This is a genomic window from Pseudoalteromonas sp. NZS11, assembly GCF_015864765.1.
Lineage (GTDB): Bacteria > Pseudomonadota > Gammaproteobacteria > Enterobacterales > Alteromonadaceae > Pseudoalteromonas > Pseudoalteromonas arctica.
Window position 1 is genome coordinate 38725 of sequence record NZ_JADYWP010000008.1, and the last position, 15494, is coordinate 54218.

Genomic DNA, 15494 nt, shown 5'->3' on the forward strand with positions numbered 1-15494 from the left:
CAATAACCTATTTAAAATTATAATGTGAAGGAACAAACAATGAAATTTGCGCTAAAATCGCTACTTGTAGCCACACTAACGATGACATCGACTATGGCGCTTAGCCATAACCACGAATCGAGCCTTGAGCATGCACTTCAATCAAGCGAACGTAGCGCTAAAAACAGCGTTCGTGACGAATATCGTCACCCGGCTCAAACACTTGCATTTTTTGGCTTTAAACCAACTATGACAGTTGTTGAAATTGCGCCAGGCGGTGGTTGGTATAGTGAAATTTTAGCGCCAGCACTAAAAGAGCAAGGTACTTATTATGCCGCGCACTTTCCTGCTGATTCATCAGTTGGCTACTACCAACGCTCTCTTGCGGGCTTTAAACAAAAAGTAGCTGAAGATGAGCGCTTTAGTAGCGTTAAAATTACTGAGTTTGCACCTGTAACACATTTAGATATTGCGCCAGCTGGCAGTGCCGATATGGTTTTAACTTTCCGTAATGTGCATAACTGGTATATGGGCAAAGATAAAAGCGGTGCATTAAGTGCATTCCAAGCTTTTTATAAAGCCCTTAAACCAGGTGGTACATTAGGTTTAGTTGAACACCGTTTAGCTGAAGAGCGTGCTGACGAAGATCAAAAAACATCTGGTTATATGAAGCAGAGCTACGTAGTAGACCTTGCTAAACAAGCTGGGTTTGAATTAGTAGCAAGCAGTGAAATAAATGCAAATCCAAAAGATACAGCCGATCACCCTAAAGGTGTATGGACGCTACCACCAAGCTTTAGACTCGGCGAACAAGATGCTGACAAATATAAAGCCATTGGTGAAAGCGACCGCATGACGCTGAAATTTAAGAAACCGCTTTAAATAGGAATTTTCGCCATGAATGTTTTAGTCATTGGCAGCGGCGGCCGCGAACACGCACTTGCGTTTAAAGCCGCTCAAAACACCAAAGTAAATACTGTATTTGTAGCCCCTGGTAATGCAGGTACTGCACTTGAACCAAAACTTGAAAACGTAGCAATAAACGTTGACGACTTAGATGGTTTACTTAGTTTTGCACAGCAAAACAAGGTAGAGCTTACTATTGTAGGTCCAGAAATACCGTTAGTACTGGGTGTTGTTGATAAGTTTCGTGAACATAACATGGCTATTTTTGGCCCAACGGCAGGCGCAGCCCAGCTTGAAGGCTCTAAATCGTTTACTAAAGATTTTTTAGCACGCCACAATATCCCATCAGGCGATTATCAAACGTTTGAACAAATTGACCCAGCCCTTGCTTATTTAAAAGAAAAAGGCGCGCCAATTGTTGTAAAAGCAGATGGTTTGGCTGCGGGTAAAGGCGTAATTGTAGCCATGACGCAAGCCGATGCCGAAGCAGCTATTCGCGATATGCTTGCGGGTAATGCTTTTGGCGATGCGGGAAGTCGTGTTGTTATCGAAGAGTTTTTAGACGGTGAAGAAGCGTCTTTCATTGTAATGGTTGATGGCAAAAACGTATTACCATTTGCTACCAGTCAGGACCATAAACGCGCTTACAATGGCGATGCTGGTCCTAACACGGGTGGCATGGGTGCATACTCACCTGCGCCAGTTGTTACGGATGAAATCCACCAGCGTATTATGAATGAAGTGATCTACCCTACGGTAGAAGGCATGGCAAGCGAAGGCCATCCGTACACCGGCTTTTTATACGCAGGTTTGATGATTGACGATACAGGTACCCCTAAAGTAATTGAGTACAACTGTCGCTTTGGCGACCCTGAAACTCAACCAATGATGCTACGTTTGCAATCAGATTTAGTTGAATTGATTGAAGCTGCTAACCGTGTAGAACTTGATAAAACAACGATTAAGTTTGACCCACGCGCAGCCGTTGGTGTTGTACTTGCAGCTAAAGGTTACCCTGGTGATTACCCTAAAGGTGATGCAATTTCGGGGCTAAAAGTTGATTACCCTGCGGGTGAAAAAGTGTTTCATGCGGGTACTAAGAAAAGTGGCAATGACGTTGTAACCGCAGGCGGTCGCGTATTATGCGCAACAGCACTTGGTAACACCGTTACGCAAGCGCAGCAGCGCGCCTATGAGCTTGTTAAACAAATTAGCTGGGATGGTATGGAATATCGTACTGATATAGCTTACCGTGCTATTGCACGCGAGCAATAGCCTGTAATACCTATTCATTGGTATAACCAGTTAATTTAACTACAAAAGCGCAGTTTATCTGCGCTTTTTTAGTGCTACACTAATTAAAAGGTTTTTTAAAAGTAAATTAACGTTGGAACTAAGAACTTTACGTTACCATGCAATTGCTGTTGCCATACTGATATTTATATTTTTTATAATCAGTACATTGGCATCAAACCTTGTCGTGCCTACACGATATACAATTGATAAAACGGCTCCAATGTACCTCGATTACGCCTACTATATTGACGAAACCAAAACTAAAACATTCGATACCATCATTAACCAACCTGAATTACTTACTCATCAACCATTTTCAGATGTTCCATGGAGTTTTAGCCAGCAAAACTATTGGTTGTTTCTTGATTTAGAAAATAAAAGCCTTAACAAGCAAAATGTTGTGGCACATTTTGACAACCCTATGGTCGATCATCTTACGGTTTATCGCCTCGACAAAAATAACAAACTAATTGAAACATACAAACTCGGTGATAAAGAAGAAGCCCTCTCTTTGTTTGAGTACAGCGTACCGCATATTCGTTTTTTAGTAGAAAGAAAATCGTCACAGCGCCTAGTAATGAAAATAGACACAATCGGCATAAGTAAAACACCTGTAAACTTATATCGTGATAAAGAGTTTATTGACTTAGTGCGCTCTCAAACTGGGATCTGGGGCATTTTTGTAGGCGTGCTATTGATGGCTGCGCTTTATAACTTGGTGCTTTATTTTGGCATAAAAGACCGTGTTTATTTAATTTATATTGGCTACATCGTCAGCGCTATTACGTTAATGGGGGCTGTATTAGGTTTTGGTTTTTATATATGGCCTAATCACTGGCAGCTCCTTATTAACGAACAAGTCGTGTTTAGTAATTATGGGGTCGCTTTTTTCACCCTTGCTTTTTGCACCATGTTTTTGCGCTACCATAAGGATAAATGCTGGCGCTACAAAATGAGCATCACCCTACTTTGGCTTATGTTTGTTCTTGCTGTATGTAGCTTGTTTATTCCCGAGAATATAGCGGCTCCTATATTTTTTGGTGTGATGGTACTGCTTTATATTACCTGTATTATTTTAATATATAACAAGTTACGTAGTGGTTTTAGGTGGGCTAAGTTTTATGTTTTTTCATGGATACCACTAATATTTGGTGCTGCAATTCAGCCCATGGAACTCACTGGTGTTTTACCGTATACCTTTACAACCCGCCATGCCTTTTTAGTCGCTATTTTGTGCGAAGTTATTTTAATGGCAATGGCGTTAGCAGACCGAGTAAGGTATCAGCGCGAACGTGCGCTTTACCATGCCACGCACACACAACAAACAAAGTTACTTAATAGCTCCAAGCTAAAACAAGCATTTATGGCGCTACAAAGCCAAAACCGCTCAACAACTTTATGTTTAATAAAAATACGTCACTTTAATTCGCTCAATACTATTATTACCTCTTCTCAGGGCTACACACTTATAAAGCATGTAGCCAAAGAGCTTGAATTAGAACTCAGCCATGAACGCGAATTTACAAACCTCGAAACAGATTTAAACACCAGCCCACGCTTAGCCGATTTAAGCAGTGGCGTATTTGCCTGTATTTCTACTAAAACACAAAACCAAGAAATGCTAGAAGCACTACTGACTAAAATAATTAGCAGCCTACCAAAACAATATGAAATTAAAGGGCTAAACCTGCAGCTTAGTTACAGTATAGGTATTAGTAGTGCAGGTAAGAGTAACGACTTTGAATATTGGTTAAAGCGTGGTTATTTAGCGCTTAAAAAAGCAAAAGGTAGCGTTAATCAAGTTGGGTCATCGTCAAATGGTAATAATCTAATGATGGACGTTGCTCTAGCCGCTAAGCTGCAACAAGCCATCAAAACAAATCAACTGGCACTTTATTACCAACCTCAAATAAACTTATTAAGTAACCACGTAAGTGGTGCTGAAGCTTTATTACGTTGGCCCGACCCAACTTACAGCAACTTATCAATTGAAGAACTAATAATACTTGCTGAGCACACAGGCATTATTAACGAGCTAACACTGTGGGTAATAGAGCAAGCCTGTAAAGACATAGTCAAGCTTACAAAAAATGGCTATAACGAGCACACAATTAGCGTAAATTTAAGCGCTAAAAACTTAACTATAAATAATTTAGCCGAAAAAGTAGAAAATATTTTAATTAAATACCAAGTGCCGGCACAGTTACTTAAATTTGAACTAACCGAATCGGCCTTCGTAGATAGCCAAGATGCACTTATAAAGTTAGTTGATGAGCTAACCGCATTAGGTATTAAAGTAGTACTGGATGACTTTGGGACAGGCTATGCGTCACTTAGCTACTTAGTCAATTATCACTTTAGTGAACTTAAAATAGATAAGTCATTTGTTTTTGATTTACCTAATAACCCTACTCACCAGGTTATTGTACAAACAGCCATTGATATGGCGCATAACCTCAATTTATCAATAACAATTGAGGGGGTAGAAACCCAGGAAATCCATCACTTACTCAAAGATATGAACGCTGACTACGCCCAAGGTTATTTATACGCAAAAGCACTGCCTTACACCGACTATTTACACTTCTTAAAAAGCCAATATAGCTTAAAAATGTTAGACTCCTCTTTTTAACATCTTTAGGGGCCAAGTAAAGATGCAAGGCACACTGCGTAAACTAAAATCGAGCTTAACCGAACCAGTACAATATCACTTACCAGTAGGTGAGCACTTAGTAGACTTAAATGCATTTATAGGTAAGGAGCTTACGCTTACCTTTAGTGGCACTATTTTATGTTCTAACTGCGGTAAAAAAACCAAAAAAAGCTATTCTCAAGGTCACTGCTTTGTATGTATGCGCAAGCTTGCTAGTTGCGATATGTGTATTATGAAACCAGAAACCTGCCACTATGACCAAGGTACTTGCCGAGAGCCAGAATGGGGCGAAGCAAACTGCATGATCCCACACTATGTATATCTCGCTAACACCTCTGGGTTAAAAGTAGGTATTACCCGCCACACACAAATACCGACTCGTTGGGTTGATCAAGGCGCGACTCAAGCATTACCTATTTTTAAAGTGCAAACTCGCCTGCAATCAGGTTTAGTGGAAGTTGCATTGGCTGAATTTATTGCCGACAAAACTAATTGGCGCAATATGTTAAAAGGTCAAAACGAAGCAATTGACTTAAAAGCAGCTGCAGCCGAACTGATCCCACAAATTAGTGAAAAGCTAAACGAGCTCAGTGAATTATTTGGCGCAACAGCAATAGAACAACTTGATGAAGATGTAGTTGATTTAAACTTTCCAGTAACCGAATACCCAACAAAAATCAGCTCATTTAACTTTGATAAAGACCCTGTTGTAAGTGGTGTTTTACAAGGTATTAAAGGCCAGTACTTAATTTTTGAAAAAGGCGTTATTAATATTCGTAAATTTACGTCTTATGAAGTAACCGTAGGCTAACGGGCTATGCTAAACAGCTATCCACAGTTATTGGTTATTTATAATGAGCTTGAGATAGCCCATAACCAACAAGAGCAACAAGAGTGCTTACACAGCGTTATGCAAAGTGAACTAAGCGATGTGCGAGTACTTAATAAGCAAGGTGACTACCTTAATTTACAAGGCACTGCTTGCCCTGAATTGAATGGCGAGCAACTAGCACAGCTTGTTACAGCTTACTTATTAAATGAAGGACAATGCTGCCTTGGTAAAATCAAAACCCTAAGCACAGCGCAGGCGTTTGATTTATTAGGGCTATAAGCACTCTCTTTATTTAAACCTCAGTAAGCACTTTTATATGCGCTACAGCACTGCGACCTAAAGCTGATAGCGCATAGCCACCTTCTAAGTACGAAATAACACCTTTGCAGCCGCCCTCTTTAGCAACACCACATAGTTGCTCGGTAAGCCAAATGTAGTCATCCTCTACAAACTTTAAACTTGCCATATCATCTTCTAGGTGTGCATCAAACCCTGCGCTTATAAAAAGTAATTCAGGCTTAAACGCTTTTAATTTTGGTAACCATTGCCCAGTAAACACCTCTTTTAGGTCGTCGCCATTACTAGCAATTGGCAGAGGTGAATTAACTATATGACTATTGTTTTTAACCGCTGTATTTGGGTAAAACGGATACTGAAATAACGAACAAAGCAGTACGTTTTCGTCATCAATAAAAATGTCTTGTGTGCCATTACCGTGGTGTACATCAAAGTCAGCAATCGCAATCCGTTTAACCCCTTTGCTTTGTGCGTACTTAACGGCAATAGCTAAATTATTAAACACACAAAATCCAGATGATGACTCTTTATTCGCATGATGCCCTGGCGGGCGTACTGAGCAAAAAGCAGCATCGAGTTTATCGGCAAGTATTTCATCAACAGCTAACAACCCTGCACCCACTGCACGTTCAATCGCTTTAAACGAATCGGGGCACAGCCAAGTATCACCGTCTAAATTAGCGAGTCCTTCGGTTGGTAGTGTCGTTTCTACGTGCTTAACTAAAGCTTCATCGTGAGCAAGTAAATAATGCTCACGCTCGGCTTTAGGTGCTTGAAGGTGTGTTAAGCCAACATCTACGCCGCTGGCTAATAATCTGTCGGTAATTGCATCTAAGCGCTCTGGGCACTCAGGATGGTCGTCTATCATTTTATGCTTACGGCAATGAGGATGTGAAATAACTGCTGTACGCATAAAGTGCTCCAAAGCAAAGTAAATTAAGTACTAATATAGCAAAACCACCTAATGGTGGCTTTGCGACTTTGGTTTATATCGATACTTTAAATATCGGTACTTTAAATACTAATGTTATTAGCTATTTTGCTTTTAAATGTAGGTTTCTAAAGTCAAAGCTAAAGTCGGTAACTTGCGTTGATACCGCACGCATTTTAGCGCTGTTTACACGGTTTTGTGAGCTCATTTCAAAACGAATAAATGCATCCGCTTCAAGTAGCTTTTCATCCCACTTAACAATAAATGTATTACCAGTGTAATGCTCAAGTGTGCCTTTTAAGCGCTTGGTATGCGTAAAATCAATATGTAACTTACTATCAAGCTGCTCAATAATCACATCGCCATACCAATCATCGTGTAATGTACCGGTGTAATTAATGTTTGGTAATTGTGGTTGGTAGTCAGCGGGGGCTTCTGGTTTTGCATTAGCATACGCTTGTTGCTTGCCTTCAAAATGGCTTTTAGCTAAATCCTCTACCCAGTCTTTATCTTCAAGCTCAAGCGCATCTTCAAGTACTTCATGGGTTACCGCCGAAAGCGCACCAAAAGCTTGTTGATTAGATAAAATAACAATACCAAGTTTTTTCTCAGGCAATAAAGTAACTTGCGATACCATTCCTAAAATACCACCACCATGACCTAGCTTTTTAAAGCCATGGTAGTCTTCAATGCTCCAACCTAACCCATAACCTCTAAACTGCTGATGATACGACTCAAACGCGCTTTTAGACGCCATAGACGTAATATGTGGGTGCCACATTTGCGCTTGTTGTTTTTCGCTAAACAGCTGCTCGCCACTTGGCATTTTACCGCCTGCTAATTGCGTACGAAGCCATTGGCTCATATCGCTTACACTTGAAGCAATTGCACCTGCGCCTCTAAAATCTTCTAGGTAATTCACAAAAAATGGATGAAGCATACCATCCATAGGAATATGACCTGTAGCCCAGTTTTTATTGCTTTTTGGAATACGTGAAAAGCCCGCGCGTGAGTTGTCCATGTGTAGCGGTTGTAATATATTTTTTTCGATATAATCGTTCCAGCTCATACCCGACACACGCGCAACCACTTCACCAGCGGTGACAAACATCAGGTTGTTATAAGCGTATTTACTACGAAAACTGCTCGCTGGTTTTAAATACTGTAATCCCGCTAAAATTTCATCAACTGACTTGTCGGTACTTGGCCAAATCATTAAATCGCCTTGCCCAAGCCCTAGCCCACTGCGATGGCTTAACAAGTCACGAATACGCATTTCGCGTGTTACGTATGAGTCGTATAATCTAAACTCTGGTAAATGATCAATTACGCGGTCATCCCAGCTCAACTTCCCTTCATCAACCAACTTGGCAAGTGCTGCAGTTGTAAACGCTTTCGTGTTTGAAGCAATACCAAACAAGGTGTCTTTGTTTACTTTTTTGTTGGTATCGAGATTAGTTACACCAAAGCCTTTAGCAAATATCACTTTATCGTTTTCAACAATGGCGACGGCCATACCTGGTACATCAAAACGTGCCATTGACGCTTTAATAACGTCGTCAATTTTGTTGGTATCAACTTGTGCCCAGCTACTAAACGTAGTGCCTGCTAGTAGTGCAATTGCGGCAAGTTTGGTTAATTTCATATCAATCCTATTTTATTATTGTTGATGAACTGCAAATTCAATTGCTGCGCGCTCTTGATTGGTATCGCTTTTTTGTGCGCGATTTAATATCGCATCACTGTATTCTTTTGGTACGCCCGCTTCAAGTGATCCGCGATGAACGTGTTTTATGTACCAATCGTATGGGAGTACATCGCTGTCGTGGGTATTAGCTATATAACAATGTGCAGTTACAGTCTCACCCGTTAAAAGCGTTGGGGCTATATCTACGCAGTCGTAACCTACGCCCTCAATACCATCTAAAATAACTTTTTCATCTTCATTAAGCTCATAAATTACGCCGTAAACCAGCGCGCCTTCTTTATCGCTTGGGCAAATACTGCATTTGCCAGAGCCATCTTTAAATAGCATATCAAAAGTTAGCTCGTAACCTTTAAGTACCGCTGTTCCTACACGCTTTACATTAGGTAAGCGCGCTAACAAACGATTAGATGACATATTAGAGCCAAACGAAAAATTATATAACGACATTTTATCTCCTGTACTTTTTAAATAAGTTAAATAACAACACGTACTGCAAGGGCAATTAAAATAACGCCAATTCCACGGTCAAACCAATAACCGCGTTGTTGGAAAAAACCCCTTACATTATTTCTAGAAAGTATTATTGAAAGCATTGAAAACCACGCCCAAGTAGCCAGTGCCATGTACACACCGTAACCGATCTGTACGCTAGTCGGTGTTGTTGGGCTAATCACGAGTGTAAATAACGACATAAAAAATAACGTGGCTTTTGGGTTTAATGCATTTGTGAAAAAGCCGCGCCTAAAAGCAAGCCAAACGGATTCTTCTTGGACGGTTTTGTTTTCAACATCTTTTGCAGCCTCGCCTTCATTACTTGCTGTAGGTTTTGCAGCTCTGAGTGCTTGTACGCCTAAATAAGCTAAATATGCACCGGCAAGATACTTAAGCGCCATAAATAAACTAGGCGATTGCGTTAAAATAAGCGCAACACCTAAAACGCAATAGGCAACGTGCAGTAGAATAGCAGCGCCAACACCGGCGCTTGTCCACAATGCATTGCGCCTTCCTTGTTGCACACTTTGCTTAAGTACTACGGCAAAGTCAGGCCCTGGGCTTGCTACTGCAAAAAAATGAGCAATAACAATCAGTAAAAATTCATCTAAGTATTCCACGCAGATCCTTGCTAGTTTGGCGAATAAGCTAATAACAGCGGGTTAGCCGAGTTATTTACCAATGCTTTAATTTCTTTTTGTGCTTTTTTGAACTGACCACGTAAATGCGGCTTTAAATGTTTTTTAGACACTTTATCGTTTTTAAAGTAACTAATCAGGGCATGCATAAATACCGTATGTGTTTCACTTAACTTAGCTTCACGGTTAGCGTATGGATTATAACAAGAGCCACAACCGCCTTTAAACTGATACACCGTGTTGCTCATCATCACACCAAATCCTAAAAAACAAGCAAGTGCATCGGCAGCTTGTGGTAAATACTCCCTACCGCCTGGCGGTAGCACCCCAACGTGATGGATAAGTATGGTGGCCAGAGTACCCGCATAACTAGCCACTAAATCTTGTGGCTGATTAATCTGATTAGGATTAAAAGAGATACTGACCTTATGGCTTGGCGGCACAATTAAATGACTGCCTTCGCCACGTATTTCATCACTAAATTCAAAGTGCGGAAAAACTTGCGGTTGTAACTGCTGAGGTGCGACTAATTGAATAGGCCATGCATTCATACCCGCGTAATTAGTAACGCGGGTAAAAACATTACTCGCCATTTCCTCAATGCTCGATACCGAATCGGGGAAAAAAGTGGCCGTTGGCAGTATTATTTGTGTTTGCTTTGTAAAAAACTCAGCATCAAAATTTTCTACAGCCCAAATAAATGTATCAATAAGCCATTGCTGCTCTTGATCTTCCAATAAAGGTGCCGATTTAAATAAAGCTAACATAAGGTGCTCTTATAAGTTTTAGTGCTAGTTTAGTCTTTCTGTGTAAGCGCCCAATCCCACGCTTGAGTATTGTATAGCGGCACTGTTGATAGCGCATGGTGGTGGCTACCACTGGATTCTTTAGTTGAGTACGATAAGTACAATAAAGTACGATTCTCAGCATCGTAAATACGGCGCACTTTTAGTGATTTAAATAATATACTTTTAGATGATTTGAATATCACTTCACCTGATTTACTGCGGTCTATTTTTTGTAGCTGCTGCGCTGTAATAGGCCCCGTTTGACGACACGCTATAGACATATCAGAGGGATCAGAAAAGTCCAAATTAGCCTCTATATGACTAATATGACAAGTAACGCCTTCGAGGATTGGATCTTGCTGCGAATTAACTACAACATCTTTAGTTGTAAATAACCCAAGGCTTACCGACGCAACATCATCAGAGCAAGCACTTAATGTAACAACAGCACCTGCAAGTAAAACTAAACGTTTAAATTTTTGTGGTAATTTCATACTTATCCTTAATTAATATATAAGTAATTTAGCACCTACGTTACTAAGCGAAGGTTCACCTGTATGTTTTTATACTAACATCAAAAATAAATACGACTAAATTAGTTTAAAGTAAAGATTTTAGATAGCTCAGGGTTTAGCGAACCCTGTTGTATTTGATACAATTAACTCTCGCTCATGCAGTAACTCATAATAGGAAACGCCTAAATGCCGCACATTATTATTGAACACTCAGAAGACCTCCCTGTATTACCACAAGTTCTCGTAGAAAAAATTCACAATACCGCCTTTGAAAGCGATTTATTTGAGTTAGAAACCATAAAAACGCGCGCTATTGCTTATCAGCAATATCAACTTGGCGCAGGAAAATCAGGGTTTATACATATCGCGGTACATATATTGGCTGGGCGCTCAATTGAGCAAAAACAAATGTTAAGCGAACTGCTACTTTCATGCTTAAAAACATACTGCAGAGCATCAGACAGCCTAAGCGTAAATATTTACGATATTGAGCATGAGATATACCGTAAAAATTAGTTAACTCTTGTAGTTTTGAGCAATAGAAGTAAACACTAGTAAGTAAAAAGCCCCAATAGGGGCTTTTTTGTATTCTAAAATCAGGTGCAGCTCATTGTCATTTACAAAACAGAGCATGAATAGCGTCCGATCTAACGCTGGAATTTAATAGTGCATTCGCACTCTTTCAAATTTAAGAAAGCTTAGCTTAATCTACGGATTAACTTTATTTAAATTATATTTATTATTAGAGGTAAATAAAGAATAATAAATTACACGATATTAAGTTCATGTAGCTTTAAATAATTTGAATAGGTATTTTTTGGGAAGCTTGTAAAAGTGGTGGCCCCTCCCAGACTCGAACTGGGGACCTAACGATTATGAGTCGTGTGCTCTAACCAACTGAGCTAAGGGGCCAACTTTTATATAACTGCTAGGCAGTTAATTTTTGAAGCGTTCAGTCACAGAGCGACTAAAGCGGGTTGCAGTATAAAAACTTTTTAGGTGCTTGTCACTACCAAACACCTTTATTTTAACAATCAGTAAGCTAACTGCTTAAATAGTAATCTTTTAGGTGGGTATAAGCATAAAATACAAGATATTTCCCATGATATTCTCTGCATTAAATTATAAAACCCTCCTCCCACATGTAGTCTTTTATATTTAACGCTCTACTTTTTAAGTAAAGCTAACATATATGTGTAGGCATACAAGGCTGTAAAAAATATGCTTGGGGCTACTGTAAGTGCCAAATTAGGTGTCTGATTAATTACATTCACCATAATCACTAAGCTCGATTGAATAGTAATCGGAATAATAGGCGCAAAAAGTACACCTGCTATTTTTTTGTTACCTAAATACGAGGCGCTAGAGTTAATTGCATTATTGAAGCTTTGTCGTATTGCTACGTTTTGTGGTGTTTTAGAATGAAACATACAAATAATTGGAGTTACGAACGCAAGCGTTACATAACTAGACTTATACTTGTTGACGACCTTTTCTAAAATAAAAGTAAAAAACAGCGTTACAAATCCACTATACAAACCTTGTACTAATGCAGCTTGAAGCGTGACAGATTTAGCAATATCTGCCGAACTATTTGCCCAGTAGGCCCAACTAAAATAAAAAACGAATGACACAACGCCTGACAGTATAAGTCGAATATTCAATTAGCTACCTCAATATGCGTAAAAACTTGGTTTAATGATAACACTAGAAGTGATGGTAATATTGCCACTTAATAATAGAGTAATTAATCGCGTATTGTAGATATATAAACAAACTAATGTTAAAGACTTCCTAAATGGCATCAATACAGAATCAGAACACTGCTGTTAGTTAGAAAGCTTAATTGAAGTAAACGATAGGTGTGGCTGAGGGAATGTTGGGAGTGAGTTACAAGAAATAAATCACTTAGTTTGAGTCAATTAAAAATTAGATTTTGATAAAAAATATTTACTTTAAAAACTGATATTGTGAGCCGATCAGTACTGAAGTTTTTATTTAGCTAAACCTCAGTAGTCGGCTTACACAATATATAATCTGTCATTATTTTTTCGCAATAATGTAGATTGCATGTATTAACCCTGGGAAATAACCTAACAGTGTTAATACAATATTTAACCAAAAATGCATACCTAAGCCAACTTGCAAAAACACACCTAATGGCGGCAATAAAACTGAAAGTATTATACGAATAATATCCATGACTAAACTCCATTTAAATTAAGCATTAAAAAGGCGTAAAGCCCAGTGTTAGTGGGCCTTAACTATACTGTATTATTCAGCAACAATAGCTAGTTTATCAACTACGTCACGAACATCTTCAGCATTTTTAGCAATTTTAACTGCTAGTTGTTTTTCAGCTTCAGACTCTACTGAACCGTTCAGAGTTACAATACCGTTGTCGGTATCAACATCAATGTCTGTACCACCTACTTCTGAGTCAAACAGGAAGCGAGTTGTGATTACAGTGGTGATTTTAGCGTCCGTTAGGTCGTTATCATCATCGTCCATCATGTCATTGCTTTTATCTTTGGTATCCATGCTTTTAACAACAGTAAGGCTGTTATCAACATCAGATACACCATCTAGGCTAAGTACAAGTTCTTCTGCTAGCTCTTTATCAAGCTCGCTATTAACTTTACCTGTAAGTACTACTTTGCCATTTTTTACATCAGTGTTAATGTCAAAGTTGTTTAGATTAGTGTTCATAAGTAGAACTGTTTCTGCCTTACCATCAATCCAAGCATCTTTACTTTCGTTTTCCCAGCTGTTTGCTTGGGCACCCATAGCCGTAGTACCAAGAACTAGAGCTGCGATAATAGACTTGTTAAATGTTTTCATAATCTTTCTCCTTTTGATTAAAGACACTTTAACTAATGCGAGCTTTGGGCCAACTTTATTTATACTTATATTTCAATAGGTTGAGTTTATTTTGGAGTGAGGCATTATCTATAGTTGTGTAACTATTTACAGGCTACTCGGTAAAACTTTCTCAAATAGTGAAAATAGCTAGATAATTGCATTTTTGGTTAATCTATCGTTAATATAACAAAATAAAAAACATCATTATAAATTAACCTACTGATAATTAGGGTGATTATATTTGGTGCGTGCTTTGCATATAAACATCAAGAGCAGTATCAATAGTAAATATAATAAGGAATGCCCCATGTCTGTAAAAGTTGAAGACCGCCCAATAGAGCAAGTACGCGAACAAGTAATTGACCAATTAATTTATAATTACAGTCATGGGGTTATTTCTGTTGATGCATTTGAGAGACGACTCGATAGCGCGATGGATGCACCTAATAACGACGCTCTTTTAGCCTTAGTAGAAGACTTAACACTTAATACCGATCAGCAATATAAAGCAGAAAAACAATCGCAATTTAAACCACATTATAGTGCACAGCAAAACAGTGATGATGATTTTACATTACGTAGTATTTTAGGCTCTAACGAACGAAGCGGTCAGTGGGTCGTGCCAAAAAATATATATTTAAGTAACTTTATGGGATCGGTGGTACTTGATTTTACTGATGCCATTTTTGCGCATCAAAATGTAACTATTCACGTTAACTGTATTTTTGGTAGCGATGAGATTTACGTACCAGAGCATGTAAATGTAGTGTCTAAAATGTTTTGTATTTTAAGTAGTCTTGAAAATAAATCGGTGTCGCTTAACAAACGCCAAGGTCCTACTATTCATATTGAAGGAAAGGCAGTTATGGGATCGGTTGAAGTAAAAATAAAGCGCACAATTAAAGAAAAATTTATGAGCTTTGCAAATGAGCTAAAAACCCAGTTTGGCACGGGTAATAATAACCGCTCACTATAATTGAGTAGCAGCACTTTAGCGTGCTGCTTAGTATTTTATTATAAATCGTTATTTCGCTCGCTTGGTATATCACTTAAATACTCTACAAACTCAACTTCAAACCCTGCAGGATCAATAAAGTAGACATTCTTTCTGAAAGGATTCTCGCTACCTTGCTTGCTTACTGTAAAACCCACTTTATTTAAGCGCATTACTACTGCGCTTAAATTATTAGTTACATAAGCAAAGTGTGCAAAACCAATTTGATGGCCCGATAAGTTTCTGTTTTCACCCTCACCATGGTCGCTTATCGCAATGTAATGCGTGTCATCTCCAAAGTGTACCCAGCGTCTTGGTTTTCCATGCCAATCGCCTCTGCCCTCACTTCTAATCGACCAATGTGGAAATACAGCGCGATAAAATTTAAGCATGCTATCTATATCACTCGCGACTAAGTTTACGTGCTCTAAATACATAATGTTGTCCTATCAATTAAGTTAGGATCACGATAAAACCTCAAGCTAACTTTAGGTAAAGCGTTATTTAAAATTAATTAAATTTAATTAACACACAAAGGAACATAATGACTTATTAATTGCTCATTATTATTTTTTAAAAATATAGACACTTTTCAATCTTGTA

The 15494-nt window shown here is 38.8% G+C and carries 17 protein-coding genes and 1 tRNA gene; 7 read left to right on the forward strand and 11 right to left on the reverse strand.

The features are described 5' to 3' along the window. Positions 1-39: 39 nt before the first annotated feature. The 5 genes from I6E82_RS15465 to I6E82_RS15485 all read left to right on the forward strand — a co-directional run bounded on the left by I6E82_RS15465 (position 40) and on the right by I6E82_RS15485 (position 5945). Positions 40-861: a class I SAM-dependent methyltransferase gene (locus I6E82_RS15465; protein WP_197118249.1), complete on the forward strand. Its 822-nt coding sequence runs from the start codon at positions 40-42 to the stop codon at positions 859-861. Positions 862-876: 15 nt separating this feature from the next. Next, a complete protein-coding gene (gene purD / locus I6E82_RS15470; protein ID WP_197118250.1) occupies positions 877-2160 on the forward strand; it encodes a phosphoribosylamine--glycine ligase in 1284 nt (427 codons plus the stop codon). Between the two features lie 112 nt (positions 2161-2272). After that, positions 2273-4813 carry an EAL domain-containing protein gene (locus I6E82_RS15475; RefSeq protein ID WP_121953770.1) on the forward strand — a complete coding sequence of 847 codons (2541 nt, stop codon included), beginning with the start codon at positions 2273-2275 and terminating at the stop codon, positions 4811-4813. 22 nt (positions 4814-4835) lie between these two features. Further along, positions 4836-5645, forward strand: coding sequence for a DUF2797 domain-containing protein (locus I6E82_RS15480; RefSeq protein ID WP_197118251.1), 810 nt, complete (start codon positions 4836-4838; stop codon positions 5643-5645). 6 nt (positions 5646-5651) lie between these two features. After that, positions 5652-5945, forward strand: a complete 294-nt coding sequence (locus tag I6E82_RS15485; protein ID WP_010553373.1) for a hypothetical protein — start codon at positions 5652-5654, stop codon at positions 5943-5945. 13 nt (positions 5946-5958) lie between these two features. On the opposite strand, the gene I6E82_RS15490 is transcribed toward I6E82_RS15485, so the two are convergent. The 6 genes from I6E82_RS15490 to I6E82_RS15515 all read right to left on the reverse strand — a co-directional run bounded on the left by I6E82_RS15490 (position 5959) and on the right by I6E82_RS15515 (position 11014). Then, positions 5959-6876, reverse strand: a complete 918-nt coding sequence (locus I6E82_RS15490; protein WP_197118252.1) for a histone deacetylase family protein — start codon at positions 6874-6876, stop codon at positions 5959-5961. A 121-nt stretch (positions 6877-6997) separates the two neighbouring features. Continuing rightward, positions 6998-8539, reverse strand: a complete 1542-nt coding sequence (locus tag I6E82_RS15495) for a serine hydrolase (protein WP_197118253.1) — start codon at positions 8537-8539, stop codon at positions 6998-7000. A gap of 15 nt (positions 8540-8554) precedes the next feature. Continuing rightward, positions 8555-9049 carry a gamma-glutamylcyclotransferase family protein gene (locus I6E82_RS15500; RefSeq protein ID WP_197118254.1) on the reverse strand — a complete coding sequence of 165 codons (495 nt, stop codon included), beginning with the start codon at positions 9047-9049 and terminating at the stop codon, positions 8555-8557. Positions 9050-9075: 26 nt separating this feature from the next. Further along, on the reverse strand, positions 9076-9714 hold the full coding sequence (locus I6E82_RS15505; RefSeq protein WP_165735441.1) for a LysE family translocator: 639 nt from the start codon (positions 9712-9714) through the stop codon (positions 9076-9078). Positions 9715-9725: 11 nt separating this feature from the next. Then, on the reverse strand, positions 9726-10499 hold the full coding sequence (locus I6E82_RS15510; RefSeq protein WP_121953765.1) for a hypothetical protein: 774 nt from the start codon (positions 10497-10499) through the stop codon (positions 9726-9728). 29 nt (positions 10500-10528) lie between these two features. Beyond that, positions 10529-11014 carry a CreA family protein gene (locus I6E82_RS15515; RefSeq protein WP_024590600.1) on the reverse strand — a complete coding sequence of 162 codons (486 nt, stop codon included), beginning with the start codon at positions 11012-11014 and terminating at the stop codon, positions 10529-10531. Between the two features lie 207 nt (positions 11015-11221). On the opposite strand from I6E82_RS15515, the gene I6E82_RS15520 reads away from it, so the two are divergent. Next, the gene (locus tag I6E82_RS15520) at positions 11222-11551 is read left to right on the forward strand and encodes a 5-carboxymethyl-2-hydroxymuconate Delta-isomerase (RefSeq protein WP_024590599.1); all 330 of its coding nucleotides are present in this window, start codon (positions 11222-11224) and stop codon (positions 11549-11551) included. A 319-nt stretch (positions 11552-11870) separates the two neighbouring features. Here the strand turns inward: I6E82_RS15520 and I6E82_RS15525 are convergent. The 4 genes from I6E82_RS15525 to I6E82_RS15540 form a co-directional block, all read right to left on the reverse strand. Further along, positions 11871-11947, reverse strand: a tRNA-Ile gene (locus tag I6E82_RS15525). Positions 11948-12201: 254 nt separating this feature from the next. Continuing rightward, positions 12202-12699: a hypothetical protein gene (locus I6E82_RS15530; RefSeq protein ID WP_197118255.1), complete on the reverse strand. Its 498-nt coding sequence runs from the start codon at positions 12697-12699 to the stop codon at positions 12202-12204. Positions 12700-13078: 379 nt separating this feature from the next. Further along, positions 13079-13237: a YqaE/Pmp3 family membrane protein gene (locus tag I6E82_RS15535; RefSeq protein WP_121953763.1), complete on the reverse strand. Its 159-nt coding sequence runs from the start codon at positions 13235-13237 to the stop codon at positions 13079-13081. A 72-nt stretch (positions 13238-13309) separates the two neighbouring features. Continuing rightward, entirely contained in the window at positions 13310-13876 is a 567-nt protein-coding gene (locus tag I6E82_RS15540; RefSeq protein WP_007586486.1) for a BON domain-containing protein, read from the reverse strand. Positions 13877-14204: 328 nt separating this feature from the next. On the opposite strand from I6E82_RS15540, the gene I6E82_RS15545 reads away from it, so the two are divergent. Further along, entirely contained in the window at positions 14205-14873 is a 669-nt protein-coding gene (locus I6E82_RS15545; protein ID WP_007586484.1) for a LiaF domain-containing protein, read from the forward strand. A 38-nt stretch (positions 14874-14911) separates the two neighbouring features. Here I6E82_RS15545 and I6E82_RS15550 read toward each other — a convergent pair whose 3' ends face one another. After that, entirely contained in the window at positions 14912-15328 is a 417-nt protein-coding gene (locus tag I6E82_RS15550; protein WP_197118256.1) for a VOC family protein, read from the reverse strand. Positions 15329-15494: the final 166 nt, after the last annotated feature.

Excerpts from the sequence above, each read along its gene's own strand:
- I6E82_RS15465 (WP_197118249.1), top strand. The coding sequence starts at position 40 with ATGAAATTTGCGCTAAAATCGCTACTTGTAGCCACACTAACGATGACA.
- purD (WP_197118250.1), top strand. The coding sequence starts at position 877 with ATGAATGTTTTAGTCATTGGCAGCGGCGGCCGCGAACACGCACTTGCG.
- I6E82_RS15480 (WP_197118251.1), top strand. The coding sequence starts at position 4,836 with ATGCAAGGCACACTGCGTAAACTAAAATCGAGCTTAACCGAACCAGTA.
- I6E82_RS15485 (WP_010553373.1), top strand. The coding sequence starts at position 5,652 with ATGCTAAACAGCTATCCACAGTTATTGGTTATTTATAATGAGCTTGAG.
- I6E82_RS15490 (WP_197118252.1), bottom strand. The coding sequence starts at position 6,876 with ATGCGTACAGCAGTTATTTCACATCCTCATTGCCGTAAGCATAAAATG.
- I6E82_RS15495 (WP_197118253.1), bottom strand. The coding sequence starts at position 8,539 with ATGAAATTAACCAAACTTGCCGCAATTGCACTACTAGCAGGCACTACG.
- I6E82_RS15500 (WP_197118254.1), bottom strand. The coding sequence starts at position 9,049 with ATGTCGTTATATAATTTTTCGTTTGGCTCTAATATGTCATCTAATCGT.
- I6E82_RS15510 (WP_121953765.1), bottom strand. The coding sequence starts at position 10,499 with ATGTTAGCTTTATTTAAATCGGCACCTTTATTGGAAGATCAAGAGCAG.
- I6E82_RS15515 (WP_024590600.1), bottom strand. The coding sequence starts at position 11,014 with ATGAAATTACCACAAAAATTTAAACGTTTAGTTTTACTTGCAGGTGCT.
- I6E82_RS15520 (WP_024590599.1), top strand. The coding sequence starts at position 11,222 with ATGCCGCACATTATTATTGAACACTCAGAAGACCTCCCTGTATTACCA.
- I6E82_RS15535 (WP_121953763.1), bottom strand. The coding sequence starts at position 13,237 with ATGGATATTATTCGTATAATACTTTCAGTTTTATTGCCGCCATTAGGT.
- I6E82_RS15540 (WP_007586486.1), bottom strand. The coding sequence starts at position 13,876 with ATGAAAACATTTAACAAGTCTATTATCGCAGCTCTAGTTCTTGGTACT.
- I6E82_RS15545 (WP_007586484.1), top strand. The coding sequence starts at position 14,205 with ATGTCTGTAAAAGTTGAAGACCGCCCAATAGAGCAAGTACGCGAACAA.
- I6E82_RS15550 (WP_197118256.1), bottom strand. The coding sequence starts at position 15,328 with ATGTATTTAGAGCACGTAAACTTAGTCGCGAGTGATATAGATAGCATG.